Source organism: Rothia sp. QJM3NY_36 (assembly GCF_056173115.1).
In genome coordinates, this window is sequence record NZ_CM149658.1 from 2,085,603 (window position 1) to 2,110,868 (window position 25,266).

The 25,266-nt window shown below is 72.1% G+C and carries 22 protein-coding genes and 3 tRNA genes; 11 read left to right on the forward strand and 14 right to left on the reverse strand.

Annotated elements, in window-relative coordinates; translation table 11 throughout:
• Positions 1 to 41: 41 nt before the first annotated feature.
• The 6 genes from AC0VXQ_RS09310 to AC0VXQ_RS09335 all read right to left on the reverse strand — a co-directional run bounded on the left by AC0VXQ_RS09310 (position 42) and on the right by AC0VXQ_RS09335 (position 5,490).
• Entirely contained in the window at positions 42 to 659 is a 618-nt protein-coding gene (locus AC0VXQ_RS09310) for an NAD(P)H-binding protein (protein WP_129357670.1), read from the reverse strand.
• Between the two features lie 55 nt (positions 660 to 714).
• Complete coding sequence (locus AC0VXQ_RS09315) at positions 715 to 1,428, reverse strand: alpha/beta hydrolase family protein (protein WP_475528509.1); 714 nt, start codon at positions 1,426 to 1,428, stop codon at positions 715 to 717.
• Positions 1,429 to 1,469: 41 nt separating this feature from the next.
• A complete protein-coding gene (locus AC0VXQ_RS09320) occupies positions 1,470 to 1,673 on the reverse strand; it encodes a hypothetical protein (RefSeq protein WP_475528511.1) in 204 nt (67 codons plus the stop codon).
• Positions 1,674 to 1,848: 175 nt separating this feature from the next.
• Complete coding sequence (locus tag AC0VXQ_RS09325; RefSeq protein ID WP_311197649.1) at positions 1,849 to 2,064, reverse strand: YbdD/YjiX family protein; 216 nt, start codon at positions 2,062 to 2,064, stop codon at positions 1,849 to 1,851.
• Positions 2,061 to 4,370 (reverse strand): carbon starvation CstA family protein, encoded by a 2,310-nt coding sequence (locus AC0VXQ_RS09330; RefSeq protein WP_475528515.1) that lies wholly within the window; start codon positions 4,368 to 4,370, stop codon positions 2,061 to 2,063. The genes AC0VXQ_RS09325 and AC0VXQ_RS09330 overlap by 4 nt, the downstream gene beginning before the upstream one ends.
• A gap of 64 nt (positions 4,371 to 4,434) precedes the next feature.
• Entirely contained in the window at positions 4,435 to 5,490 is a 1,056-nt protein-coding gene (locus AC0VXQ_RS09335; RefSeq protein ID WP_100464198.1) for an NAD(P)H-quinone oxidoreductase, read from the reverse strand.
• Between the two features lie 107 nt (positions 5,491 to 5,597).
• Between AC0VXQ_RS09335 and AC0VXQ_RS09340 the strand changes: the two genes are divergently transcribed.
• Positions 5,598 to 5,685 (forward strand) — tRNA-Ser (locus AC0VXQ_RS09340).
• A gap of 62 nt (positions 5,686 to 5,747) precedes the next feature.
• Here AC0VXQ_RS09340 and AC0VXQ_RS09345 read toward each other — a convergent pair.
• On the reverse strand, positions 5,748 to 6,062 hold the full coding sequence (locus AC0VXQ_RS09345; RefSeq protein ID WP_100464199.1) for a hypothetical protein: 315 nt from the start codon (positions 6,060 to 6,062) through the stop codon (positions 5,748 to 5,750).
• Between the two features lie 43 nt (positions 6,063 to 6,105).
• Positions 6,106 to 8,094 (reverse strand): FAD/NAD(P)-binding protein, encoded by a 1,989-nt coding sequence (locus tag AC0VXQ_RS09350; protein ID WP_061225299.1) that lies wholly within the window; start codon positions 8,092 to 8,094, stop codon positions 6,106 to 6,108.
• Positions 8,095 to 8,217: 123 nt separating this feature from the next.
• Between AC0VXQ_RS09350 and AC0VXQ_RS09355 the strand changes: the two genes are divergently transcribed.
• Positions 8,218 to 8,306, forward strand: a tRNA-Ser gene (locus AC0VXQ_RS09355).
• Between the two features lie 219 nt (positions 8,307 to 8,525).
• Here the strand turns inward: AC0VXQ_RS09355 and AC0VXQ_RS09360 are convergent.
• From AC0VXQ_RS09360 to upp, 3 genes are all read right to left on the reverse strand, one after another.
• Positions 8,526 to 9,050, reverse strand: coding sequence for a SixA phosphatase family protein (locus AC0VXQ_RS09360; protein WP_058730751.1), 525 nt, complete (start codon positions 9,048 to 9,050; stop codon positions 8,526 to 8,528).
• 75 nt (positions 9,051 to 9,125) lie between these two features.
• Positions 9,126 to 9,911, reverse strand: a complete 786-nt coding sequence (locus AC0VXQ_RS09365) for a winged helix-turn-helix domain-containing protein (RefSeq protein ID WP_058730750.1) — start codon at positions 9,909 to 9,911, stop codon at positions 9,126 to 9,128.
• A gap of 336 nt (positions 9,912 to 10,247) precedes the next feature.
• Positions 10,248 to 10,886, reverse strand: coding sequence for a uracil phosphoribosyltransferase (upp, locus tag AC0VXQ_RS09370; RefSeq protein WP_475528519.1), 639 nt, complete (start codon positions 10,884 to 10,886; stop codon positions 10,248 to 10,250).
• Positions 10,887 to 10,925: 39 nt separating this feature from the next.
• On the opposite strand from upp, the gene tadA reads away from it, so the two are divergent.
• The 7 genes from tadA (at position 10,926) to hrpB (ending at position 19,788) form a co-directional block, all read left to right on the forward strand.
• Positions 10,926 to 11,426, forward strand: a complete 501-nt coding sequence (gene tadA, locus AC0VXQ_RS09375) for a tRNA adenosine(34) deaminase TadA (protein WP_061225297.1) — start codon at positions 10,926 to 10,928, stop codon at positions 11,424 to 11,426.
• Positions 11,427 to 11,483: 57 nt separating this feature from the next.
• Positions 11,484 to 12,368, forward strand: coding sequence for a P-loop NTPase family protein (locus AC0VXQ_RS09380; RefSeq protein WP_129357667.1), 885 nt, complete (start codon positions 11,484 to 11,486; stop codon positions 12,366 to 12,368).
• Positions 12,369 to 12,377: 9 nt separating this feature from the next.
• Complete coding sequence (locus AC0VXQ_RS09385) at positions 12,378 to 15,098, forward strand: YhgE/Pip family protein (RefSeq protein WP_475528522.1); 2,721 nt, start codon at positions 12,378 to 12,380, stop codon at positions 15,096 to 15,098.
• A 4-nt stretch (positions 15,099 to 15,102) separates the two neighbouring features.
• Positions 15,103 to 15,777, forward strand: a complete 675-nt coding sequence (locus tag AC0VXQ_RS09390; protein WP_058730745.1) for a TetR/AcrR family transcriptional regulator — start codon at positions 15,103 to 15,105, stop codon at positions 15,775 to 15,777.
• Between the two features lie 36 nt (positions 15,778 to 15,813).
• Positions 15,814 to 15,901 (forward strand) — tRNA-Ser (locus AC0VXQ_RS09395).
• Between the two features lie 180 nt (positions 15,902 to 16,081).
• The gene (locus AC0VXQ_RS09400; protein ID WP_475528524.1) at positions 16,082 to 17,038 is read left to right on the forward strand and encodes an ornithine cyclodeaminase family protein; all 957 of its coding nucleotides are present in this window, start codon (positions 16,082 to 16,084) and stop codon (positions 17,036 to 17,038) included.
• A 2-nt stretch (positions 17,039 to 17,040) separates the two neighbouring features.
• Positions 17,041 to 19,788, forward strand: a complete 2,748-nt coding sequence (gene hrpB, locus AC0VXQ_RS09405) for an ATP-dependent helicase HrpB (RefSeq protein WP_475528526.1) — start codon at positions 17,041 to 17,043, stop codon at positions 19,786 to 19,788.
• 13 nt (positions 19,789 to 19,801) lie between these two features.
• Here the strand turns inward: hrpB and AC0VXQ_RS09410 are convergent, their stop codons facing one another.
• A complete protein-coding gene (locus tag AC0VXQ_RS09410) occupies positions 19,802 to 21,973 on the reverse strand; it encodes a RecQ family ATP-dependent DNA helicase (RefSeq protein WP_260008601.1) in 2,172 nt (723 codons plus the stop codon).
• 138 nt (positions 21,974 to 22,111) lie between these two features.
• Here AC0VXQ_RS09410 and AC0VXQ_RS09415 point away from each other — a divergent pair, with 138 nt between their 5' ends.
• Together AC0VXQ_RS09415 and AC0VXQ_RS09420 are read left to right on the forward strand one after the other, a co-directional pair.
• A complete protein-coding gene (locus tag AC0VXQ_RS09415; protein WP_081046101.1) occupies positions 22,112 to 22,825 on the forward strand; it encodes a VTT domain-containing protein in 714 nt (237 codons plus the stop codon).
• A 103-nt stretch (positions 22,826 to 22,928) separates the two neighbouring features.
• Complete coding sequence (locus AC0VXQ_RS09420) at positions 22,929 to 23,867, forward strand: NADP-dependent oxidoreductase (protein WP_260008616.1); 939 nt, start codon at positions 22,929 to 22,931, stop codon at positions 23,865 to 23,867.
• 58 nt (positions 23,868 to 23,925) lie between these two features.
• Here the strand turns inward: AC0VXQ_RS09420 and AC0VXQ_RS09425 are convergent, their stop codons facing one another.
• Both AC0VXQ_RS09425 and AC0VXQ_RS09430 read right to left on the reverse strand, forming a co-directional pair.
• A complete protein-coding gene (locus tag AC0VXQ_RS09425) occupies positions 23,926 to 24,579 on the reverse strand; it encodes an NAD(P)-dependent oxidoreductase (protein WP_475528530.1) in 654 nt (217 codons plus the stop codon).
• 44 nt (positions 24,580 to 24,623) lie between these two features.
• Complete coding sequence (locus AC0VXQ_RS09430; protein WP_081046100.1) at positions 24,624 to 25,253, reverse strand: TetR/AcrR family transcriptional regulator; 630 nt, start codon at positions 25,251 to 25,253, stop codon at positions 24,624 to 24,626.
• Positions 25,254 to 25,266 lie beyond the last annotated feature (13 nt).

Here is a 25,266-nt window from a genome sequence, read left to right on the forward strand (position 1 = left end):
CGAAACCCGCACCTCAGCGCAGGTGCTTGACCCCCGGGGCGTCAGTACCAGGAGGGCTTGTCGCCGTCGGTGCCGGGCTTGCCCAGTCCCAGGTTCTCCCGGACGTGCTCCTGCGGGTGGGCCGCGAGCTCGGCGACGAAGGCGGCCACGGACTTCCGGGACACCTCGGTGCCCCGGAAGGTCTCTTCCCGGCCGGTCAGCTCGTAGTCGACCTCATCGGCGTCGGTCAGCCAGGCCGGACGCAGGATGGTCCACTCCAGATCCGAGGCCTCCACGGTGTCCGCCGCCCGGCGGAACACCTTCAGCGGCTCCCCGATCATGGACTGGTTCCAGTCGTTGAACGCGGGCGGCAGCTCGTCGTAGATGCCCAGGGCGTCCACGAAGATCAGCCGGGAGACCCCGGCCCGGCCCATCGCCTCCACCAGGATCCCCGCCTGCACGTCCAGGTCCGCGCCCAGGTTCGCGTAGACCACGTCCTGGCCGGCCAGGGCCTCGGCGAGCGCACCCTCGTCCTTCACATCGGCCTCCACCACGCGGGCTCCGGCCGGGGCCTGCACCCGGGAGGCGTCCCGGGCGTACAGGGTCAGCTGGGCGCCTGCGGCGTCGAGCATCGGGATGGCCTGCCGGGCGATCCGCCCCGCGGCTCCGAGCACCAGCACCTTCGTCCTCGTCGTCTCCTTCTCTCGTTGTGCTTCCACCGGACCTGAGGCCCGATCAGGCCATCTTCTCGTCGAAGAACCCGATGAGCTTCTCCGGGTGCTGCCCGAAGTGGTTGTAGGCGTAGAACCGCTGGTTGGAGTCCTCGATCCAGAACAGCTCCTTGTCCTCCGCGCCCAGGGCCTCGAAGATCTCGCGCCCGTCGCCGTCGGCGTCGATGAGGAAGTCCCGGTGCAGCTGCGCCATGAGGGTCGGCACCTTCACCGCCGGCGCGTGGGGAGCCGGGGTCTCCTCGGCCAGGCGCATGCCGTTGGTCTGCAGCAGCTTCTCGCTCAGCCGCGCCACCGCTTCCCGCGGATCCGCTCCGATGTTGCGCGCGCCCTGCTCCACGAAGGTGCGCCCGGAGACCACGTTGAGCACCGCCAGCGCCTGCACGTCCCGGAACTCCTTCGGCCAGCGGTCCATCGCGATGATCGTGGAGTTCCCGCCCATGCAGCGGCTGAACAGGCCCAGCTTCATCCCCGCGAGGTCCTCGCGGGAGCGGGCGTAGCGCACGGAGCCGACGACGTCGCGCGCCTCCAGCAGACCCAGCCCGGAGAAGCCGCCGTTGCCCTGACCGGACAGCCCGCAGTTGCGCAGATCGTAGGTGAGGATGGTGTACCCGGCCTCGTGCAGGTGCTTCAGCTCCGGCAGGAAGTCCACCTCGAAGCCGCCGAACATCTGGTCGTAGGGGGCGAGATGGCCGGGGAAGCCGTAGCGGTTGCAGGTCATCGGGTGGTTGATGATCAGCAGCCGATCCGAATCCGCCGGGATCAGCCAGCCCCCAGCGGCACCCCGTCCAGGGAGGGGAAGGTGACCTCCTCGAAGGCCATGCCGTAGTCGTCCGGGCGCTTGAGCACCGGGGTGCGCACCCCGGTGGCGAACATCTGCGCGTACTGGTCCACCAGCTGCTCCAGGGTGGCATCCCCCGGCTGCGGGGCGGCGGCGTCGTGCTGTCCGATGTTCTTCTCCGTCATGATCCCTCCAGGGGCTGTGGTTCCTCACGGGGTCGAGCCCGTGCGACCCGGGGTCCGGGTTCTCCGAGACCACTGTCTCGGACGGCTCCGCACCCGGGCAACCCCGTTCCGGGAGATGCCCTCTGGGCGGAAACGGACCCGATGACGACGACGCCGCGGCGAGAGGCGGGCGGTTTCAGCAGCAGCGAGCCCCCGGGTGGGCCTCCTGGTGCTCGGCCAGGCGGCGCCAGTACTCGCGTTCGGTCATCGGCGGATCGGCGAGGCCTGCTCGGCGGTGGTACTCCAGGTAGCCCCGGTACTTGTCCGCCCCGAGCACCCCGGCGGCGAAGCGCACCGGAGCGGACTCGCGCAGCCGCATCAGCAGACCCATCCCGCCGCGGCCCCCGCTCACCGGTCGGCCCCCGCACCGGCATCGGTACCGGCCCCGGAACTGCCCCCGGCACCGCCCCGCGGGCGGGCGGCGTCGAACGCGGCCCATTCCTTCTCCAGTTCCCTCTCCGCGCGGGTTGGGATCAGACCCGCCGGGGCGTACATCCGGGAGGCGACGAACGGGTCGTCGCGGTCCGGGCCCGGCCGGCCGCGCAGCGCCCGGAGGGTGACCGCCACCGAGCAGGCCACCACGATCAGGGTCAGCACCACGAACAGCACGGACAGCGTGCCCTGCACCGCGGTGTTGCGCACCACCGCCACGATCGCCTCCGGAGTCTTCGCGGTGCCGTACGTCCCGGCACCGGAGTCCAGCGCCTCCCTGGCCGCGGCGTGATTGGCCCAGTAGCCGATCTTCGGGTTGGCCGAGAAGATCTTCTGCCAGGAGCCCACCGTGGTGACCACGACGTCGAAGGCCAGCGGCACCGCGATGATCCACAGGTACCGGGCCCGCCCCTTGTTCGCCGCGATCGCCAGGCACACGGCCAGCCCGATCGCGGCCAGCAGCTGGTTGGCGATGCCGAACAGCGGGTAGAACGTGTTGATCCCGCCCAGCGGGTCCGTGACCCCCAGCAGCAGGATCGACCCCCAACCGGCGACCATCACCGCGGTGCACAGCCACGCCCCGGGCCGCCAGCGGGGATCCTTGAACCGCGGCACCACGTTGCCCAGGGAGTCCTGCAGCATGAAGCGGGCGACCCGGGTTCCGGCGTCCACCGCGGTGAGGATGAACAGGGCCTCGAACATGATCGCGAAGTGGTACCAGAAGCTCATCAGGTCCAGGCTCGGCATCAGCTGGTGCATGATCCCGGCCATGCCCACCGCGAGGGTCGGCGCGCCGCCGGTGCGGGAGACGATCGAGTGCTCCCCGACCGCGTGGGCGGTGCCGTCCAGCAGCTCGGGGGTCACGTGCACCCCCGTCAGGCCGAGGGAGTTCACGAAGGCCACCGCCCCCTCGACGGTGCCGCCGGTGGCCCCGGCCCCGGAGTTCATCGCGAAGTACACGCCGCGGTCCACGGTCAGGGCGGCCACCAGCGCCATGATCGCCACGAAGGACTCCATGAGCATCCCGCCGTAGCCGATGAAGCGGGTCTGGCGCTCCTTCTCCACGAGCTTGGGCGTGGTGCCGGAGGCGATCAGCGCGTGGAAGCCGGACAGCGCCCCGCAGGCGATGGTGACGAACAGGAACGGGAAGAGGGAGCCGGAGAACACGGGGCCGTCGTCGCGGGAGGCGAACTCGGAGAAGGCGGGGACAGAGATCTCCGGGCGCACGAGGATGATCCCCGCGGCCAGCAGCACGATGGTGCCGACCTTCATGAATGTGGAGAGGTAGTCCCGGGGGGCCAGCAGCAGCCAGACCGGCAGGATCGCGGCGATGAAGCCGTAGCCGATGACGCACCAGGCCAGGGTCACCTTATCCAGGGTGAACAGGGCCCGGCCCCACTCCGTGCCCGCGATCCAGCCGCCGGCGATGATCGCGGCCAGCAGCAGGGCGAAGCCGATCAGGGAGATCTCCATGACCTTCCCGGGCCGCAGCCAGCGCAGGTACACCCCCATGAACAGGGCGATGGGGATCGTCATGCCGACGCTGAACACGCCCCACGGGGATTCGGCCAGCGCGTTGACCACGACCAGCGCGAGGATCGCGGTGATGATGATCATGATCGCCAGGGTCGCCAGGATCGCGGCGAACCCCCCGATCGGCCCGAACTCGTCCCGGGCCATCTGCCCGAGGGAGCGCCCGCCGCGGCGCATCGAGAAGTGCAGCACCAGGTAGTCCTGCACGGCCCCGGCGAAGATCACCCCGACGATGATCCAGATGGTCCCCGGCAGGTAGCCCATCTGGGCGGCCAGGACCGGGCCCACCAGCGGACCGGCCCCGGCGATCGCGGCGAAGTGGTGCCCGTAGAGCACCCGCCGGTCCGTGGGCATGTAGTCCCGGCCGTCCTCCTGCGCCTCGGCGGGGGTCGCGCGCCGGTCATCCGGGCGGACCAGCTTGTCCTGGATGTAGGTGGACCAGAAGCGGTAGGCGATGAGGTAGCTGCACACCGCGGCGAAGACGAACCAGATGCCGTTGACGGTCTCCCCGCGCACCAGGGCCAGCATGGTCCACCCGAGCCCGCCGAGCAGCCCGACGCCGACCCACACGGCGATCCGGGCGGGGGTCCACCGGCGGGATTCCGCGGCCAGGACCTCGGGATCGACGTGGTTGGGCGGCTGGTCCTGCGGGGCCCGGTCCTCGGGCGGGGCGGCGGGCGCGGTGGTGCTCATGGGTCTCCGTCGACTCCTCGTGCGGGTGATGTGCCCCACCATTGTGGCACAGACGAGACCCCCGTCACGCCAGACGCAGCACGACCTTCCCGCGGTGCTCCCCGGAGTCGAAGTACTCGTGGGCCTCGCGCACCCGCTCCAGGGGGAACGCCCGGTCCACCATCGGGTCGATGACCCCGGATTCCAGCAGAGGCAGCTCGGTCTCCGAGAGGTCGCTGAGGATCTCCCCCTTGGCCTCCGGGGAGAGCACGCGCAGCGTCGTCGCGGTGATGCTGGCCCGCTTGGACATCAGGGCGGACAGATCCAGCTCGCCCCGCGCCCCGCCCTGCAGCCCGATGATCACCAGGTGTCCGCGCCAGGACAGCGAGTCCACGTTGGCCTGCAGGTACTTCCCGCCGACGACGTCGAGGATCGCCGCAGCCCCGACCCCGCGGGTGGCCTCCCGGACCACCGCGGCGAAGTCCTCGCGGGTGTAGTCGATGACGCGCACGTCCCCGGCCTGGTGGGCGCCGGTGAGCCGGATGGTCTCGTCCTGCTGCGCGACGAGCCGGCGGACCCGCTCGGCCTTGTCCCGGCTGCCCACGGTGGTCAGCACCCGGTAGCCGAGGGAGCGGACCAGCTGGATCGCGTGCATCCCGATGCCGCCGGTGCCGCCGTGGATGAGGACGAACTCCTCGTCGTCGTTGGGCCCGTCCGGGCTGAGCCCCTCGGTCACGAACAGGTTGGACCACACGGTCGCGGCAACCTCCGGCAGGGCCGCGGCCTGCACGAAGTCCAGGTCCTCCGGCATCGGCATGACCTGGGCGTGGTGCACGGCGACCTTCTCGGCGTAGCCGCCGCTGTCCAGCAGGGCCATCACCGGGTCCCCGACCTTCAGCCCGTGGTGTCCCTCCGCCTCCCGGCCGATCTCCAGGACCGTGCCGGCCGCCTCCAGGCCGTAGATGTAGGTGGCTCCCGGCGGGATGGGGTAGTTCCCCTGGCGCTGCAGGACGTCGGCGCGGTTGATGCCGGCCGCGTGCACGCGGATGAGGACCTGCTGCGGACCGCAGGCCGGATCCGGGATCTCGGTGACCTCCAGGACCTCGGGGCCGCCGTGGCGGGATTCCACTACTGCTCGCATGGGGATGGGGTCTCGCTTTCCGTGACAGCTTTCCAGCGGGGCCGGTAAGATGGGCTACCGCGTCGAGTCGAACCTCCATCCTACTGGCTGGAACCCGGCGCTGACTTGGAAGCTTGTCCGAGCGGCCGAAGGAGCCGGTCTTGAAAACCGGTGTGCGGCGACCCCGTACCGAGGGTTCGAATCCCTCAGCTTCCGCTCCCGATCCCGGCCCGGGGCGCCCCATCCGATCGTGGGCGCGCCCCGGGCCGCCTCCGTTCTCAGGCCCCGGCGGTCATGTTCACGATCACCGAGGCGATGGGCATGAACAGGAACGCCGCCGCGGTGTTCAGCAGCACCAGCGGGATGCTGCGCGTCTCCAGGGCCAGGCGCGCCCCGGCCAGTCCCAGCACCAGCGGCCCGACCATGAGCATGAACGCCGCCGCGCTGGTGGGCCCGGGGGTCAGCCCCACCAGCCACGGCACCGCGATCGTCAGGGCCGTGGCCAGCAGGAACAGGACCAGGGACCACCTCTCGGTGCCGGGCCGCCGAGGCCGCTCCGGACGACGCGGCTCTCCGTCGCGGTGCTTCAGCATGGCCGGCCCCCTTCCATGAACATCCGAAAATATGCCGACCCGCTCATGCGCCCACCGGGCCCAGTATCGCGGCGACCGCCGCCTCGGCGTCGGCCAGGGTCGAAGCGCTGAAAGCCAGCTCCGCGTCGGTCTGCGCGGCGATCGCCGTGCCCCACTGCGCGGAGGACAGCTGCAGACCCAGCACGTAGACCCCGGGCTCCGGGGCGCCGTCGGCCCGGATCAGCCGGTACGGGGAGGCCGTGACGTCGAAGCCGCGCCCAGGCGTCGGTGCCGCGCCGTCCCCGAGACGCAGGGGACACGGCCGGGCCAGCCCGTCCTCGAACAGTCCCCCGATCAGCGGAGAGGTGCTGGCGCGCACGTCGTTGGCCGGGGCGAGGGCCTCGACCATCCATGTGGCCTCCACCGGCTCGTCGCGCACCCACGGGGAGGAGGCCGCGAAGCACCCGGTCTCCGGATCGGTGGAGAACACCGGGTCCGGGCCGAGGAAGCGCAGGATTCCGGCGCGGGCCAGGGCCGCCGTCTGCTGGATCCGCAGCACCGGCGGGCCGGAGGCCAGACCGTCCGTCAGGGCGCCGAAGCTGCGCTCCAGCCCCCGCAGCCAGGATTCCCCCGAGATGCCGCGGTCGCGCACCGCGTGCTTGGCCAGCGCGCGGGCGAGGTTCAGGGAGCCGATGGCCATCTTCAGCGGGCTGTCCTGCGCGGCGAAGGAGGCGGCGACGTCGCGGTCCAGGAAGTGCACCAAGGCCGCGGCGTATTCCTCGTGGGAGTCGAAGCTGACCCCGGCGAAGGGGCGCATCAGCCGCTCCGGCCGCAGGATCAGCCGCTCCTGCACCCGCTGCGCGGCGAACCGATCCATCCTGGCCCACCAGGAGCCCTGGTCCGGATCGGTCAGGATCCGCTCCACCTCCCGCAGGAACTCCTGCGGGTCCCCCTGCACGGCGTCGGGGTCGGTGCGCACCAGCGTGCGGTAGTAGTTCCACTGGGCGTCCCGGCGGATCAGCGGCCAGTACTCGGCCTCGAAGTCCACCTCCCGGCCCTGCTCGGCCGCCGCCGCGCGCGTTCGGTCCACTACCTCGCGGGTGAAGAAGCGGTTGTCCACCGACGGCGGGTAGTAGCTGTCCAGCACGGCCTTGGCCCGGTAGGGGGTCCCGCGGCGGGAGGCCACCCAGATCTTCGGCTCCCGGCCGCTGGGCCGGTAGATCAGCCGCTGGGAGTCGGCCGGGTCCTCCTCGAAGACGCCGCCGCGGCCCTCGGTGACCCGGGTCAGCACGTCATGGAAGTTCAGTCCCATCCCGCGCACCAGCACGTTGCGCCCGGCCGGCAGCGCGCCCCAGCGCACATCCGCCGGAACGGCCGGGGGCTGGTAGCGGGCCCCGTGCTGGGCGGCGAACTCCATGAGGTCCTGCTGGTCATCGCGCAGGGTCGCGTCCGTGTGCCCCAGGGCCAGGATCACCGCATCGGCGGAGAGCACGACGCCGTCGCCCAGCTCCACCCGGTACGGCCGATCCGCGCGGGGCCCGGCGGCGGCGACCCGCACCGCCTCCTGGGCGTGGTGGGACACCCCGATCCCGGCGGGCAGCGCGCCCATCAGCCGGGCGTGCACATCCGAGAGGTAGGTCCCGTAGATCTTGCGGGACGGGAACCCGGAGGGTCCCATCGCGCGCAGCTCGGCGACGTCCTCCTCCGACAGCCCGACGACGGCGCGGGACGGGTCCTCGGCCAGCAGCTGTCGCCACCGGGCGAAGGTCAGCCCGGCCACGGCCGGCACGGGCGCGGGCGGGGTCGGCCCCTCGGCGGTGGCCAGGGTCCGGTCGCTGGGCACCACGGTGGGGAAGAACGCGGGGGTGTTCATGAGGTACAGGCGGGACTGGTCCGTGCGCCACACGTGCCCCGCCCCCGGCGGAAAGGGGTCCACCAGGTGCACCTCGGCGGCGAGCTCCGGATGCGCGGCCGCCCGGGCGACGATGCGCTCCAGCGCGGACAGTCCGCGCGGGCCGACTCCGACGATGACGATCCGCTGCTTTCTGGCCATATCCCCAGCCTATCGGGGGCGCGAGCTCAGCACCGGGGGTTTTGACCTGGCTCGCGGGCACTCGGTACGCTGGAAGAGCTGTTCTCCCGGATGCGGTTCCGCCCGACCCCCGGGAGAGCACACGGAGACGTGCCAGAGCGGCCGAATGGACTTCACTGCTAATGAAGGGTCCGGCTAACACCGGACCGGGGGTTCAAATCCCCCCGTCTCCGCCGAAGGGAAGGCCCTCGGATCCCTGCTATAACAGGGATCCGAGGGCCTTCTTCGCGTCCTGGAGGGGCGCGTGATAGCTGATCGATAACATCGGCTGGCTGAGATGCGGCGTTCGTGCTGAGATGCCTCCCGCCGTGCGGCATCCCCAGCACGAACCGCGCACCTCAGCACGAACCTCGCACCCGAACGCCGCCCAAGGCCGACGCCGTGCTCGTGCCTCAGAAGGCGGCGAAGGCGGTGAGGCGGGCGTCGGCGCCGTCCAGGGCGGCCCAGTCGGCGTCGAAGGAGAACACCGCCAGGGACGACGGTGGGAAACCGGCGGAGGCGTCCATCACGGCGTCGTAGTCCGAGTCCCGGGAGGCCAGGCGCTCGGTCACCTCCTGCACCGCCGGGTAGTGGGCGATGACCAGCAGGGAGTCCACGGTCTCCGGGACCCGGTTCACCGCCGTCAGCAGCGTGGCGGGGGAGCAGTTGTACAGGCGCTCGTCCAGGCTCGCCGTGGGCGCCTCATCGCCCAGGGCATCGGCGACCCACGTGCAGGTCTGCCGAGTGCGCAGGGCGGCGGAGCACAGGATCATCTCCGGGACCGCACCGTGCTCCAGCAGCCACCGTCCGGCCGCCGGGGCCTGCTCCCGACCGCGCCGGGTCAGGGGGCGGTCGAAGTCGCCGGTCCCCCAGGGCATGTCCGCCTCGGCGTGGCGCATGATCACGAGGGTCTTCGGCAGGGAGGTCGGAGAGCTCATGGCGTCAGTCTAGGGATGATCCCCGCCCGGCGCCCGCGCAGCGCACGCCAGGGAGACGGCGGTGCGAAACCGGGATCAGATGGAGTACTCGGGGGCGGCCCAGACGATGACCTCGGGGTGCTCGTAGAACCGGTAGCCCTGCCCCCGCACGGTGCGCACCGTGTTGGCCAGGCGCCCCAGCTTGGAGCGCAGGCGCCGGATGTGCACATCGATGGTGCGCTCATTGGGGGTCTCCTCGGCGTCGCGCCACAGGGAGCTCAGCAGCTCCTCGCGGTTCACGGTGCGCCGAGAGTTCTCCACCAGGTAGTTCAGCAGCTCGAACTCCTTGTAGGTGAGGTTCAGGACCTCCCCGTCCAGGAAGACCTCGCGGCGGGAGAGGTCGATGAGCACGCCGGCGGGCCGGCTCGGCGAGGATTCGGGGCCCCAGCCCTGCTGCGCGCCGACCTCGGCCTGGTGGCGCGGGGTGGTCGGATCGCCCAGCGCGTCGCGCACCACCTCGAGGTCCGAGCCGTCGGTGCCGGTGGGGGCGATCGCGACGGCGGCGTAGGACTCCGCCTGGGGCACCAGGGTCTGGGCGTAGGCGCGGATGTCCTGGACCATGCGCACCAGGGAGGTGCCGTTCTCCGCCGCGACGTCCTCGTTCAGGCCCACGTACAGCACGAAGCCGCGGGCCTCGTGATCCGTGGCCCCCGGGGCGGCGTTCGAGGCGACGGGGCGCGGCCCGGAGCGCAGGGAGTGGTAGGAGGAGGGTTCGCCGACGGCGCCGCGCCCGCTCACCGGAGCGGCCATCCCGCGCATCCCCCGCGCCGGGACCACGCGGTTGCGCTGGGAGATGTGGACATAACCGGGGGCGCCTGACATCGGAGTCTCGTCTCTTCGTGGGGTCTGCGGGGCGACGGGTCCGCCGTCGGGAGAACCCGTCGCGTCCATCGTCGTCCGAACCCGCACCAGCCGCAAGTAACATGCCCGCAATTATCTCGCATCGTGAGATGGATGTGGGGGATCCGACAGCCTATGCAGCCTCGACGGCACGTGCCGCACACCCGGGGGCACCGGAGCGCAGGGCGTCTCCACCGCGGCAGCTCGGGCTGCGGAGCGGAGCTCCCTCCGCCCTGAGCCCCCCGAGGGGATTCGAGATCACAGCATCGCGAAGCTGTCAAGGGCTCCCGCGATCGTATCCGATTCACCCGCGCCGGGTCAGTCCACGACGCCGTACAGCCGGTCCCCCGCATCCCCCAGCCCGGGGACGATGTAGGCCTTCTCGTTGAGCCGCTCATCCCGCGCCGCGAGCACCAGATCCACGTCCGGCAGATCCGCAACCCCTTCCTCCAGAGCGGCGATGCCCTCCGGGGCGGCGAGGATGCACACACAGGTGATGTGGTCCGCCCCGCGCTGGCGCAGGAAGCGGATGGCCTCGATCAGGGTTCCGCCGGTGGCCAGCATCGGGTCCAGCACGTAGGCCTGGCGTCCGGTGAGGTCATCCGGCAGGCGCTCGGCGTAGGTGACGATGTCCAGGGTCTGCTCGTTGCGGACCATGCCCAGGAACCCGACCTCCGCCGTCGGGATCAGCCGGGTCATCCCCTCGAGCATGCCCAGCCCGGCGCGCAGCACCGGGACGACGAGCGGACGGGGCCGGGAGATGCCCACCCCCCGGGCTTCGGCCACCGGGGTGCGCACGGTGACCGGCTCCACACGGATGCTGCGAGTGGCCTCGTAGGCCAGGAGGGTCACGAGCTCATCCACCAGGGCCCGGAACTGCGGGGAGGAGGTGCGCTCATCGCGCAGGACGGTGACCTTGTGGGAGACGAGCGGGTGGTCCAGGATCGTGACGCGCATGTCCCCACGCTATCGCAGGCGATGCCCGACAATGGTGGAATGGCCAGCCCCCCTCCCCCGGCGCGTCGCGCCCCCATCCCGTCCGAGTCCGAGCGCTGGATGGACGCGGCGCTGCGCGAGGCCCGAGCGGCCCTGGAGACTCACGACGTGCCGATCGGGGCCGTGGTGATCGGTCCGGACGGGAGGATCATCGGCCGGGGGCGCAACCGCCGGGAAGCCGACGCCGATCCGACGGCCCACGCGGAGATCCTCGCGATCCGCGAGGCGGCCCGGGAACTGGGCACCTGGCGTCTGGCGGGGTGCACGCTGGCGGTGACGCTGGAGCCGTGTTCGATGTGCGCGGGCGCGATCGTACTGGCCCGGGTCCCCCGCGTGGTCTTCGGCGCCTGGGATGAGAAGGCCGGCGCCGCAGGCTCCGTCTTCGACGTGCTGCGGGAGCGGCGGCTGAACCACTGGACCGAGGTGCTGCCCGAGGTCCGGGAGGCCGAGTGCGCGGGGCTGCTGCGGGAGTTCTTCGCGGCCCGCCGCCCGGGTGCATAACCTCACAAAGCATTCGGGGCTCCGATCTAGAACTGACCGGTCAGTTCAACTAGAGTGGTGCTCTGCTCGACGACGCGCGCTCGACGCCGGGCGTGCACCGCCACCCATCCCACCCCCACCCTGGAGGCTTCCTCCGCCGTGCTGCACGCCGAGAACATCACCGCCAAGGGGCGCCACGCCCCCCTGATCCAGCGCACCTCCCTGGACGTGGCCCCCGGAGAGCTGCTGCTGCTGCAGGCCTCCGGACAGCTGACCCGCACCGCCCTGGCCCTGGTGCTCACCGGGCGCATGAAACCGGAGTCCGGATCCATCACCTGGAACGAGGAGTCCTCCCGCAAGGCCCTGCGCCGGCACGCGAGCATCGTGGACGCCCCCGAGCTCAACGAGATGGAGAAGCACATGCGGGTGCGCGACTACGTCTCCGAGATGCTCTCCTACATGCCCCACCCCTTCCTGCAGCGTCCCCACTCCGGGCGCTGGCTCGAGGAGAACGGCCTGGCGGATCTGAACAACCTCTGGGACGAGCAGCTCACCGGCGAGCAGCGGATCCGGCTCATGACCGCCCTGGCCCGGCACAACTCCGGGGCGGACCTGCTGGTCTTCGACACCCCCTCCCGCCACGCCCACTACTCCGTCACCTGGATCCCCCGCCTGCTGGAGCTGGCCCAGGACGAGGAGCACCCGCGGGCCGTCATCGCCGTCGTCCCCCACGTCTCGGACAAGTGGTACGGCCCCGTGGCCATCGAGGGGGACCCGCAGGGCGGGCGCGGACCCGACATCGCCGACGAGGAGGAGGGCGGACGCCACCGGCAGCCCGCGGAGGACCCTCTCCCGCCCACCCGGATGCTCTCCCTCGAGGAGCTGTTCGACCTGGAGGCCGCGGCCGAGGAGATCGAACCCGAGGGCGACGACGCCGACCAGACCGCCGAGAACGAGAACTAGGAGAAGACCGTGACGTCCTTACGCCTCGCCCTGACCGAACTCAAGCGCTTCTCCCACGGCGTGCTGCCCAAGCTGGTCATGCTCGCCGTGACCCTCGTGCCCCTGCTGTACGGCGGGGTGTACCTGTACTCCAACTGGAATCCGTACGGTCGGGTGGACAACGTCTCGGCCGCCCTCGTGCAGTCCGATCGCGGCGCCACCGACGAGTCCGGCAAGCATGTGAACACCGGCGAGGACGTCGCGAAGGAGCTCAAGGACGCCGGCAACTTCGACTGGCAGGACGTGAGCACCCGACAGGAGGCCGTGGACAAGGTGGAGAAGGGCGAGCTCGGCTTCGCCCTCGTCATCCCCTCGGACTTCTCCCAGAAGCTGCTGTCCACCTCCCGGTTCCAGCCGGATGAGAACGGCAAGACGGGCGAGGTGGATCCCCAGAAGGCCGGCCTGGAGATCATCACCAACGACGCGAACAACTACCTGCTGACCAACATCGTGGAGAAGGCGGGCACCTCGGTGCGCGACACCGTCGCCAGCCAGGTCGGCGACGAGACCGCCAACCAGCTGCTGGCCAGCTTCACCGACATCCACGGCCAGCTGGTCGAGGCCCGGGACGGGTCCCAGAAGGTCACCGATGGGACCGTGCAGCTGGGCAGCGCCATCGATCGCCTCAAGGGCGGCACCTCGGACCTGGTCAGCGGCTCCCAGCGGCTCAACAGCGGCGCGCACCAGCTGCACGACGCCGAGAACCAGCTGGTGGACGGGCAGCGGCAGGGTCTGGACGGGGCCCAGCAGCTCGATGACGGGGCCCAGCAGCTGGATTCCGCGACGGGGCAGCTGGCCGACGGCACCGGGCAGCTGCGCAGCGGCGCCGGGCAGCTGAAGGACGGCACCCAGCAGCTGGCCGACGGCTCCGGCCAGCTCAAGGACGGCACGGCCACCCTCGCGCAGGGCGCCACCCAGCTCAAGGACGGCACCGCACAGCTGTCCTCCGGGGCCACCCAGCTCAAGGACGGCACCGCACAGCTGTCCTCCGGGGCCACCCAGCTGAAGGACGGCACCGGCAAGCTCGTGACCGGCGCGACCCAGCTGGACCAGGGCATCGGCCAGCTGGACACCCAGCTGAAGGAGTCCGGGATCAGCCAGGTCGGCGACAACCTGACCGGAGTCTGCCGGGACCTGTCCTCGTTCAACGACCAGAAGGCCACCGGTCGCCTGGGCACGGACGTGTCCAACGCCGTCGTGTCCGAGAACGCGAAGATCGTGCGCGAGACCCTGCAGCAGCAGGTCAAGGACGGCACGATCGACCTCACCCAGCAGCAGATCGACGCGATCGTGGGCACCCTGGGCGGGGGGCAGGCGCACCAGCGCATCAACGACGCCACCGCGAAGGGCCTGAACGACTTCGAGGCCACGGACATCGGCAAGGATCTCGCCTCCCTGCGCAGCTCCACCTGCGCGGCCAACGGCGTCTCCCAGATCGCCCAGCAGATCGACCAGCTCACCGGCGGCGTCGCCCAGCTGAAGGACGGCTCCAGCACGCTCGCCCAGGGAGTGAAGTCCGCGGATTCCGCCGCGGGAACGCTGGCCGACGGCGCCAAGACCCTGGACGAGAAGACCGGCGAGCTGGCCGACGGCGCCAAGACCCTGGACGAGAAGACCGGGGAGGCGAAGTCCGGCATCGCGACCCTGGATGAGAAGACCGGCGAGCTGGCCGACGGCGCCAAGACCCTGAACGACAAGACCGGTCAGCTGGTCTCCGGGGTGAACCAGGTGGATGACGGCGCGCAGCAGCTGAACTCCGCGACCGGTGAGCTCACCGACGGCACCGGCCAGCTGGTCAGCGGATCCCAGCAGCTGCTGGACGGGCAGACCCAGGCTCGCGACGGCGCCTACACCCTCGCCTCCGGCACGGACGACGCGGTCTCCGGCGCGACCCAGCTGGATGACGGCGCCGGGCAGCTGCAGAGCGGCTCCTCGGACCTGGAGGACGGGTCGAAGAACCTCACCGACGGGCTGCGCCAGGGCGCGAACAAGGTGCCCAACCTGGATGAGAGCCAGCGCAGCTCGCTGGCCAAGGTCATGTCCGATCCGGTGGCCAACGACCACGACTCGCTGGCCACGGCCGCCAACTACGGCGAGGGCATGGGGCCGTTCTTCATGTCCCTGGCGCTGTGGATCGGCGTGCTGATCACGGGTCAGTTCGTGCGGCCCTCCAATGAGCGGGCGCAGGCGTCGAACACCTCGAACTTCCGGATCATGCTGGGTTCCTGGATCCCGTTCGCCGTGGTCTCCGTGGCGCAGGCCGCGATCCTGTTCACCGTCGTGAAGTTCGCCCTCGGGTTCGAGATGGCCCACCCCTGGCTGGTGCTGTGGTTCATGCTCCTGGTCTCGGTGACGTTCAGCGCGATCGGGCAGGGCCTGATCTTCCTGCTGGGCAATCCGGGCAAGCTCCTGGTGCTGATCCTGCTGATCCTCCAGTTGGTCACCGGCGGCGGTCTGATGCCGTATCAGACCCTGCCCCAGCCGCTGCTGTGGATGCACGACGCCTTCCCGATGGGGCACTCGATCACCGCGATCCGGCGCCTGGCCTACGGGGTGGATGAGTCCTCGGTCTGGACGATCGTGTGGATGATGGTCGGGTACCTGCTGATCGGCATCGCCCTGGGCTTCCTGGGCGCGATCCGCTCCCGAACCTGGACCCTGTCCAAGCTGCACCCCGAGATCGAGGCGTAGGACGATGACCGCTCGCACCGACAACCGCCCCGACGCCGCCGGCACCGCGCCCGCGTCGGGGCGGCGCCCCGGGGCCCGGCGCCCCGGGCGCACCTCCCGCACCCAGCTGAAGCTCTTCGAGGCCGCGATGGTCATCATGAGTGAGAAGGGCCCCACCCAGACCACGGTGGATGAGGTCGCGGCCGCCGCCGGGGTCTCCAAGGGCACCGTCTACTACAACTTCGGCTCCAAGAAGTCGATGGTCGAGGGGCTGATGCGCCACGGCATCCAGCTGGTCCTGGAGGCCATCGAGGACGCACAGGTCGGCGTCGAGGATCCGCGGGAGCGGCTGCGCCGCGGCATCATCGCGGCGCTGCGGTTCCTGGAGGAGCACGGCGGCTTCGCCCGGCTGGCCATCGCCGAGATCTGGCGCCCCTCCGGGTCCCTCTCCGAGGTCATCGGGGATCAGCGGACCCTGCTGCTGGAGCGGGTCACCGAGCTGATCACGGACCTGTCCCGCACCTACCGGGTGAACGAGCACCCGGATCCGCACACCCTGGCCGTGGGGCTGTTCGGCACCACGTTCATGCTCGCGATGGACCGGGAGCTGAGCCGGACCCGACGCACCACCCAGGAGGCCGCCCGCGCCGCGATGACCCTGGTGGACGGGTACATCCAGAGCCCCCTGTCGGAGAGTTGAGCGGGCACCGGCCACCCGGTACAGTGCTTTGACGTTGGTGACGTGTCCGAGCGGCCGAAGGTGCGACACTCGAAATGTCGTGTACGGCAACCCCGTACCGAGGGTTCAAATCCCTCCGTCACCGCGCCGAGCGAAGGCCCCTGCTCCCCGGCATCTCCGGGGAGGCGGGGGTCTTTCGCATACCCTGGGGCGACGGCGCGCTCCCGGATCGTGGGGACGGGCCTGGGTACACTCGGGGCAGGCCAGCACCGTCGATCGGGGCGCTCAGGCACCGGCCGTTCCGCGCCCCGGAAAGGGATGTCCCGTGCCCGCGCAGCCCTCCGCCTTGATCCGCCACGTCGGCGCCGACCAGGTCAACGCCCACCTGCCGATGCGCGCCGCCGTCGACGCCCTGCGCCAGTCCCTCCTGGACGGGCTGGACCCGGCCGAGGATCTCCAGCGGTGTACTGCGCCCCTGAGCCGCGGCCGGTTCCTGATGATGCCCAGCGAGGTCGGCGGCTACGCCGGCATCAAGATCCTCACCCTGTGCCCGGACAACGCCGACCGCGAGCTGCCCACCATCCAGGGCGCCTACCTGCTGCACGACGCCGAGACCCTCTCACCCCTGGCCATGATCGACGGCACCGCCCTGACCGCGGTGCGCACCCCCGCCGTCTCCGCCCTGGGGGTGGACCTGCTGGCCGACGGCGAGGCGCGTGAGCTGATCGTCTTCGGCACCGGCCCCCAGGCGCTGCAGCACGTCCACGCCATCGCCGCGATCCGCCAGATCTCCCGCGTCGGCCTGGTGGGGCGGGACCTCGCCCGCACCCGCGCGGCCGTGGAGAGGCTGCGCCGAGACGGGTACCGGGTGCACGTGGCCCACGCCGACGACACCGCCGGAGCCCCGATCATCGCCTGCTGCACCGCCTCGGCGGATCCCCTGTTCGACGGCTCCGTCGTGGATGAGCGGGCGGTGGTCGTCGCGATGGGCTCCCACACCCCCGACGCCCGGGAGGTGGATGACGCCCTGCTGGCCCGGGCCCGCGTGTACGTGGAGGACCCGGAGACCGCGCTGCGCGAGGCCGGGGAGATCGTGCAGGGGACGGCCTCCGGGATCCTCAGCGCCGAGCGGCTGCGGCCGCTGCGCGAGCTGGTGTGCGCCCCGGGGCCGCAGGACGCCCCCGACGCTCCGGGGCCCGCCCTGTTCAAGACCGTGGGCATGGGGTGGCAGGACCTCGTGACCGCGCGCGCCCTGTACGAGAACCTGCCCGGACGGGGCTGAGCGTGGCCCATCCCTCCCCTCACCGGGCGGGCCCCGGACCCGACGACGCGGGAACTGCCGATGCGGGCCCCTTCGACCTCCGGCGGATCGGTGCGGACCTGCCCGCCCTGGCGCTGGCACCCCAGATCCGCGGGTGGCTCTCGAGGACGGGGCGGCTGCGCGGCGTCGTCGAGGCCCCGCCCGGCACGGGCAAGACCACGCTGGTGCCGCCCCTCGTCGCGAACCTGCTGGCCGGCCTGGCGGATCGGCCCGGCCGGGTGGTGGTCACCCAGCCGCGACGCATCGCCGCCCGATCGGCCGCGCGCCGCCTGGCGGCGTTGAGCGGCACCCGGCCGGGACAGCTGGTGGGGCACGCCGTGCGCGGCGAACGCGTCATGGGCCCGGATGTGCGAGTGGAGTTCGCGACCACCGGGGTGCTGCTGCGCCGGCTGCTCGCGGACCCGGAGCTGACCGGGGTGGACGCGGTGATCCTGGACGAGGTGCACGAGCGGCATCTGGACTCGGACCTCGCCTTCGCGATGCTGCAGCAGCTGGTGCAGCTGCGGGAGGATCTGGGGCTGCTGCTCATGTCCGCGACTCTCGACGCCCCTCGGTGGGCCCGGCTGCTGGGCGCTCCCGGTTCCGACAGCCGGGCCGATGCTCCGGCCCCGATCGCCTCGGTGGATGCCGCGATCCACCCGCTGGAGGAGCGCTGGGCTCCCGCCGCGGGGCCGGCGCAGGACACCCGCGGCGTCGCCGAGGCCTTCCTCGCCCACGTGGCCTCGGTGGTGCGCGAACATCACCAAACCGCTCCGGCCGGCTCCGCGAGCGGAGCCTCCCGCGGGGTCGGGTCCCGGGTATCAGACTCCGCCGGGGAGGCGGGTTCCGTGGGCGACACCCTGGTCTTCCTGCCCGGGGCGCGGGAGATCGAGCGGGTCGCGAGCCGGCTGCGGGATCTGCCGACCCCGGTGCTCACCCTCACCGGCTCCACCCCCGCCGCCGAGCAGGACCGCATCCTGGACCCGGCCTCGGGCGGGACGGGCCGCATCATCCTGGCGACGAACCTGGCCGAATCCGCCCTGACCGTGCCCGGGGTGCGGCAGGTGGTGGACGCGGGACTGGACCGGCAGGCCCGCGTGGATACCGTGCGCGGCATGAGCGGGCTGGTCACGGTGGGCGCGTCCAAGGCCGCGATGACCCAGCGAGCCGGGCGCGCGGCCCGCGAGGCCCCGGGCGTCGCCATCCGCTGCATGTCCGCAGCGGAATATGCGGCGCGGCCCGCGGACACCCCGCCGGAGATCGCCACGGCCGAGCTGACCGGGGCCGTCCTGGACCTGGCCTGCTGGGGGACTCCGGACGGGGTGGGTCTGGCGCTGCCGGATCCCCTTCCGCAGCGGACCCGCGCCCTGGCCCACCGCGAGCTCGCGGCTCTGGGAGCGCTGGATGAGGCCGGGGAGGCCACCGCCCTGGGTCGGCGCCTGGCCGAGGTGCCGGCTGATCCGCACCTGGCCCGGGGTCTGTTCGACGGCGCCGCCTTGGTCGGCTCCCGGGCCGCCGCGGAGGTCGTGGCCGCGCTGGCCGGCGACCAGCGCGCCCCCGGGACGGACCTGACCGCCCTGATCCGCAGGCTGCGTCGGGACCGGGACCGGACCTGGCTGCGGGAAGCCCGCAGGCTGGAGCTGCTGCTCTCCGAAGGGCACGACGACGACCACGGAGACGGGCCCGGTGAGGACTCCTCTGGGCCATCCGACGCGGCGGATGCCGCCGCGGCCGGGCTGGTCACCGCCCTGTCCTTCCCGCAGCGGATCGCCCGCCTTCGTCCCGGCACGGAGCGGGAGTATCTGATGGCCTCGGGCACCGCCGCCGAGCTGCCGCGCGAGACCGCCTGGGCCGGGCAGGAATGGCTGGCCGTGGCCGAGGTGCAGCTGATCGGCGAACGGGCCCTGATCCGCTCGGCCGCGGGCATCGACCGGGAGACCGCCGAGCTGGCCGCCGGCTCCCTGCTGGTCACGGAGCGGACGGGGAGCTTCGCTGCCGGGAGGGTCACGGCGCGGGAGGTGACCCGGCTCGGAGGCATCGAGCTGTCCGCCACCCCGGTGCGCCCGACCCGGCAGATGGGGCGCCGCGCCGTCGCCGAGTCCCTGGCCCGGGAGGGGCTGATGCGGGTGCTGCGTCCCGGTGAGGGCTTCGAGGCCCTCCGGTCCCGACTGGGGCTGCTGCACCGGGTGCTCGGGGAGCCCTGGCCCTCGATGCTGCCGGCCGACCTGGCGCAGACGGCAGAGGATTGGCTGGGTCCGGAGCTGGAGCAGATCGCCGAGGGAACGCCCGCCGCCCGGGTGGATGCGGTGTCGGCGCTGCGTCGGCTGCTCCCGTGGCCCCAGGCCTCCCGGCTGGAGGAGCTGGTGCCGGAGCGGATCCGGGTGCCCTCCGGGGCGGCGATCCGTCTGACCTACCCGGCCCCGGAGGAGCACGACGGACAGCCCGGGGCCCACCCCGCTCCGCCCGTGCTGGCCGTGAAATTACAGGAATGCTTCGGCTGGGCCGAGGGCCCGCGCGTGGTGGACGGCAGGGTGCCGGTGCTCCTGCACCTGCTCTCCCCGGCCCGTCGACCCCTGGCGGTCACGGCGGACCTGCGGTCCTTCTGGGAGAACGCCTACCCCCAGGTGCGGGCGGAGAACCGGGCGAAGTACCGCAAGCACCCGTGGCCGGAGGACCCGTGGAACGCGGTGCCGACCGCCAAGACCAACCGCCGCCTGGCCGAGGGCGGCTGACGGCCCGCCCCGGCTACCCGCGCATCGCCAGGGCGAAGGGTAGCACCGCCGGCGCCCCGGCCAACCGCAGCTGCCGGGCGGCCACGGTGAGGGTCCAGCGGGTGTCCACGAGGTCATCCACCAGCAGCACCGGGCCCTCCACCTCGGCCAGTCGCGCCGCCAGCTCCGGGCCGACGCCGAAGCGCCCCCACACCCCCGCCAGGCTGTAGGCGCTGTTCCCGCCGCGCGGTCCCGGCGGAACCGCCCCATCCAGCTCCAGGGCCCCCAGATACGGCAGACGCCCTGCCGCAGCCAGGCCCCGGGCCAGGGAGTCCACCAGCCGCGGCCGGGAGACCGAGGGCACCGCGACCACCCCCACGGGGCGGGCGGCCCAGTCCCACTCGGCCAGCACCCCCACACAGGCCCGGCCCACATCCGACGGGACCTCCCCGTCCACGGGGTGTCCTGCGTCGTCGGCGGCGAAGATCTCCCGCAGCCGGTTGCCCCATCCCAGATCCGTCAGGCGGGCCAGGGCCCGGCCCCGCTCGGCGCGCTCCTGCTCCGGGATCCTCCCCCTGACCTCCAGGCCCAGGGTCGCCATGCCGCTGGGCCACTGCGAGCGCGCCTCGATCGGGACCCCCACCCGCACCAGACCGTGCTCGGCCCGGCGCACGGCCTCCTCATCCGCCCCCGTCGGATACCAGGGTCCGGCGCACACGTCGCACCGGCCGCACGGGGCGGCGTCAGGATCATCCAGCTGGGCGGCGAGGAACTGCATGCGGCACATCCGCCCGGCCTCGTACTCCAGCATCGCGTCCTGCTCGGCCCGGCGCGCCTGGGCGATCCGCTCGTACCGGGCGGCGTCGTAGGTCCAGGACGCACCGGTGCCGGCCCAGCCGCCGGAGACCTTCTCCACCGCCCCGTCCACGGCCAGCACCTTCAGCAGCAGCTCCAGCGAGGAGCGCTTCACATCCACCGCGGCCTCCAGCGCCGCCACGGACATCGGCCCACCGGCCCGACCCAGGGCCCCCAGGATGCGGTGGGCGTTCTCCTCGGTGGGCATCGAGGCGGTGGCGAAGTATCGCCAGATCTCCCGGTCCTCCTTCCCGGGCAGCAGGAGCACGTCCGCGCTGTCCGTGGCGCGCCCCGCACGCCCCACCTGCTGGTAGTAGGCCACGGGAGAGCTCGGCGCGCCCAGATGCACGACGAAGCCCAGGTCCGGCTTGTCGAAGCCCATCCCCAGCGCGGAGGTAGCCACCAGCGCCTTGACCCGATTCTCCTTCAGGGCGGACTCCGCCTGCTCCCGATCCTGCGCGTCCGTGCGGCCGGTGTAGGCCAGCACCTCGTGCCCCGCCTCGGCGAGGATGCGGGCGGTGTCCTCCGCGGCGGAGACGGTCAGGGCGTAGACGATGCCGCTGCCCGGCAGATCCCCCAGGTGCGCCAGCAGCCACGCGATCCGGGCGGCGTTGTCCGGCAGGCTCAGCACCCCCAGGCGCAGGGAATCCCGGGCCAGGGGGCCGCGCAGGGTGAACACCTCCTGACCCACCCCCAGCTGCTCCTCGATGTCCGCGACCACCCGGCGGTTGGCCGTGGCCGTGGTGGCCAGCACCGGCACCCCGGCAGGCAGGGCGCGGATCAGATCCCGGATGCGCCGGTAGTCCGGGCGGAAGTCGTGGCCCCAGTCGGAGATGCAGTGGGCCTCATCCACCACCAGCAGGGAGCAGGTGCGCATCAGCTGCGGCTTCCACTCCTCGCGGAACCGGGGGTTGTTCAGCCGCTCCGGGCTGACCAGCAGCACGTCCAGCTCTCCCGCGCGCACCCGGTCCTGGATCTGCGCCCACTCGGTGGCGTTCGCGGAGTTCACGGCGGCAGCGCGCACCCCCGCCCGCTCGGCCGCGGCCACCTGGTCCCGCATCAGCGCCAGCAGCGGGGAGATGATCAGGGCCGGTCCCCCGCCCTCCTGGCGCAGCAACAGCGCGGAGAGGAAGTACACCGCGGACTTGCCCCACCCGGTGCGCTGGACCACCAGGGCCCGGGCGCGGTCCGCCACCAGCGCGCGGATCGCCTCGAACTGCCCCGGATGGAAGTCAGCAGACGGGTTGCCGGTCAGTGCCCGCAGGGCCATCAGGGCCCGTTCGCGCAGGGCGGCGTCGGGATCGGGCTGGGCGGGATCGAGGCTGGGCCGGGCGGCGTCGTGGGTGTCCATGACCCCATGGTGGCACCGGCGACTGACACGGCGAAGCCCCCGCCGGGCTCCTGTGGATACGGCCGGTGATTCTCAGCCGCGCCACAGCGCCGGGCGCGTACCATGGGGTGACCCCGACCGACCACCGGAAACGGACCCATGACACCTCTGCTGGATCTCGCCGCCCACGTCGCGGCCCTGCCCACGGCACCCCTCGGCCTGTTCGGGGTGGACCTGGAGCAGCTGCTGGCCGATGCCGGCCCGTGGGTGCTCGGCGTCGTCGCCCTGATGATCTTCATCGAATCCGGCGTGCTTTTCCCGTTCCTGCCGGGGGATTCGCTGCTGTTCACCACCGGATTGCTGCACCAGCAGCTCGGGCTGAACCTGGCCGTGCTGCTGCTGACCGTGGCCGCCGCCGCGGTGCTCGGGGACCAGGTGGGGTACATGCTGGGACGGTGGTTCGGGCGCAGGCTCTTCTCCCCCACCGGGCGCATCCTCAACTACGAGAACCTGGACAAGGCCAGCGCGTTCTTCGCCCGCTACGGCGGCAAGGCGCTGGTGCTGGCCCGCTTCGTGCCGATCGTGCGCACCTTCGTCCCGCTCACCGCGGGCATGGCCCACTACCGCTACCGGGACTTCGCCAAGTGGAACATCACCGGCGCCCTGCTGTGGGTGCTGCTGCTGACCTTCGCCGGCGTGTGGCTGGGCAACGTGACCTTCATCCGCGAGCACGTAGACCTCATCGTCATCGTCATCGTGCTGGTCTCCGTGATCCCCGTGGGCCTGGAGATCTGGCGGGAGAACCGCAAGGCCAAGGTGCGGCTGGCCGCCTATCAGGAGGAGCACGGACAGCCGCTGAACCCGGAGTCCTGAACCGGCGGCACCGCCGCAGGCCACCGTCGCGACACGGCCGGGAGACGGCCGGAATGCGGACCGGCCGCACTCGGTTACACTGCCCATGACCCAACAGCAGAGCATGAGCGCGCAGACCTACTCCTCCTTCGGCGACGACGCCGTCCTGCAGCTGCAGGAGCGTCCCCTCCCGGAGGTCGGGCCGGGCGAGGTCCTGGTCCGGGTCCGCACCGCGGGGATCAACCCGGTGGACTGGAAGATCATGTCCGGCGGCCTGTCCTCCCTGATGCACACGGAGTTCCCGGTGGTGCCGGGGTGGGACGTCGCCGGCTTCGTCGCCGCGACCGGCATCGACACCCCCGGTCTGTCCGAGGGCGATGAGGTCATCGCCTACAACCGGCGGGACTGGATCCACCACGGCACCTTCGCCGAATACACCACCGTCCCCGCCCGGGCCCTCGCCCGCAAGCCCGCCGCGCTGGACTGGGACCAGGCCGGGGGTCTGCCGCTGGCGGGCCTGACCGCGCTGCAGGTGCTGACCCGGCTGGGGCTCTCCCGCGATCCGCAGGAGAACCGCGGCACGACCGTCCTGATCCACGGGGCCTCCGGCGGCGTCGGCTCGATGGGCGTGCAGATCGCCGCGGCCTACGGCGCCCGGGTGATCGGCACGGCTTCGCAGCGCAACCACGCCTGGCTGCGTGAGCTCGGGGCCGAGCCGGTGGAGTACGGGGAGGGCCTCGCCCAGCGGGTGCGCGAGCTCGCCCCGGACGGGGTGCAGATCGTCGCGGACTTCGTCGGCGGTGTCGTGGAGACCACCACCGCGGTGCTGGCCGAGGGCGGCGCCCACGCCTCGATCGCCGACCCGGAGGTGCTGGAGCACGGCGGGCAGTGGCTGTGGGTCCACCCCGATGCCGAGGGGCTGGCCGAGCTGGCCCGCCTGGCCGAGGACGGCGCGCTGACCGTGCGCGTGGCGGACACCTTCCCGCTGGACCGGCTGCCCGAGGCCTTCGCCGCCAGCCGCGAGGGCCACACGGCGGGGAAGATCGTGCTGCGCGTCTCCTGAGCCCCGCGGTCCGGCCCCTGGGGCCGGACCGCGGACGGGCCCCCGGGCTGACGCGGCCTCAGTCCCGGGCCGGCTTCCAGCCCTTCCGGGTCGTGATCAGCAGACGCTGACCGGCAGCATCCGGGTCCACGGCCACCCGCAGCAGGGCGACCGCGGCGGCATCGAAGGGCAGGGTGGGCAGCCCCGGCACGGTGGCCACCGCATCGAGGGGCTCGACGGCGGCCTCCTCCCGGACCGGGGCGTCCTTGAGGTTCACGGGGTAGACGATGGTGTGCTCCAACCCCGAGTCGATCAGCAGCCGGTCCGCGGCCTCCTTGTCCGCCAGGAATCCGCGCAACGCGGTGCGGTAGATCCCGCGGGCGAACCACGAAGCCTTCTGCGCGGTGTCTCCGGCGCCGAACACCGACGTGAGCACCACCCGGCCGGCTCCGGCGGCCCGCACGGCCTCGAGGATGGACGGGAGGCTGCGCTGCATGAAGGTGCGGTCCTTCATCGGGCCGGTCACCGCGATGATCACCGCGTCGGCGCCGCGGGCCGCCCCGGTCATGGCCTCGACGTCGTCGAGCTGGCCGCCGACGACCGTCAGCCCCTGGTGCTGGGTGAGGGCCTCCGGACGGCGCACGTAGGCGGTGACGCGGTGCCCGGCGTCGAGAGCACGGGTGAGGATGCGGGAGCCGACGTTTCCGGTGGCGCCGAACAGCAGGATGTTCATGGGAGTTCACCTCAGGGGATGGGGGTTGTGGGGTTGGTGCGGTCTCAGACCCGCGGTCCGGGCTCTGACGTCGGGGGGAGGGACGATCTCTGGGGCAGGGGGCGGTCCAGCACGGCCTCCAGGGCGGCGAGACAGCGCTCGATCAGCTCGCCTCGATCGGCTCCGGGAGCGTGCCCGCGCGTCGTCGCCAGGTGCTCGACCAACGCCAGCCACCCTCCGATCAGCACACGGGTTTCCGCGGTGTCCGGGACGCCGGTGAGCTCGATGATGCGCCGCAGCTGGACGTCATGGTTGGCTGCGGTGATCACGTGCACTCCGGCGACGGTGTCCGCGGTGGGGGCGTACAGCTCCCGAATGCCTCCGGAGCTGGCGTCGAAGGCCTGGAAATAGGCGTCCAACGCGCGTCGGGCCGCCTCACGAGGGCTGAGTCCGACGGCGGGTTCGGTGGCCTGGAGCAGACGCCGGGACTCCTCGGCCAACACCGCCTCGACCAGCGCCTCCTTGCCGGGAAAGTAGTGGTAGAGCAGGGCCCGGCCGATCCCGGCCTCCTGGGCCACCGCACTCATGGAGAGGTTCCCGACGCCGCCCTCGGCCAGCAGCCGGGTGGCCACGCGCAGCAGCTGCGCGCGCCGGCCTTCGGAGCTCAGTCGCGTCCGCGACGGCTTATTGGACATGTGTCTAATATAA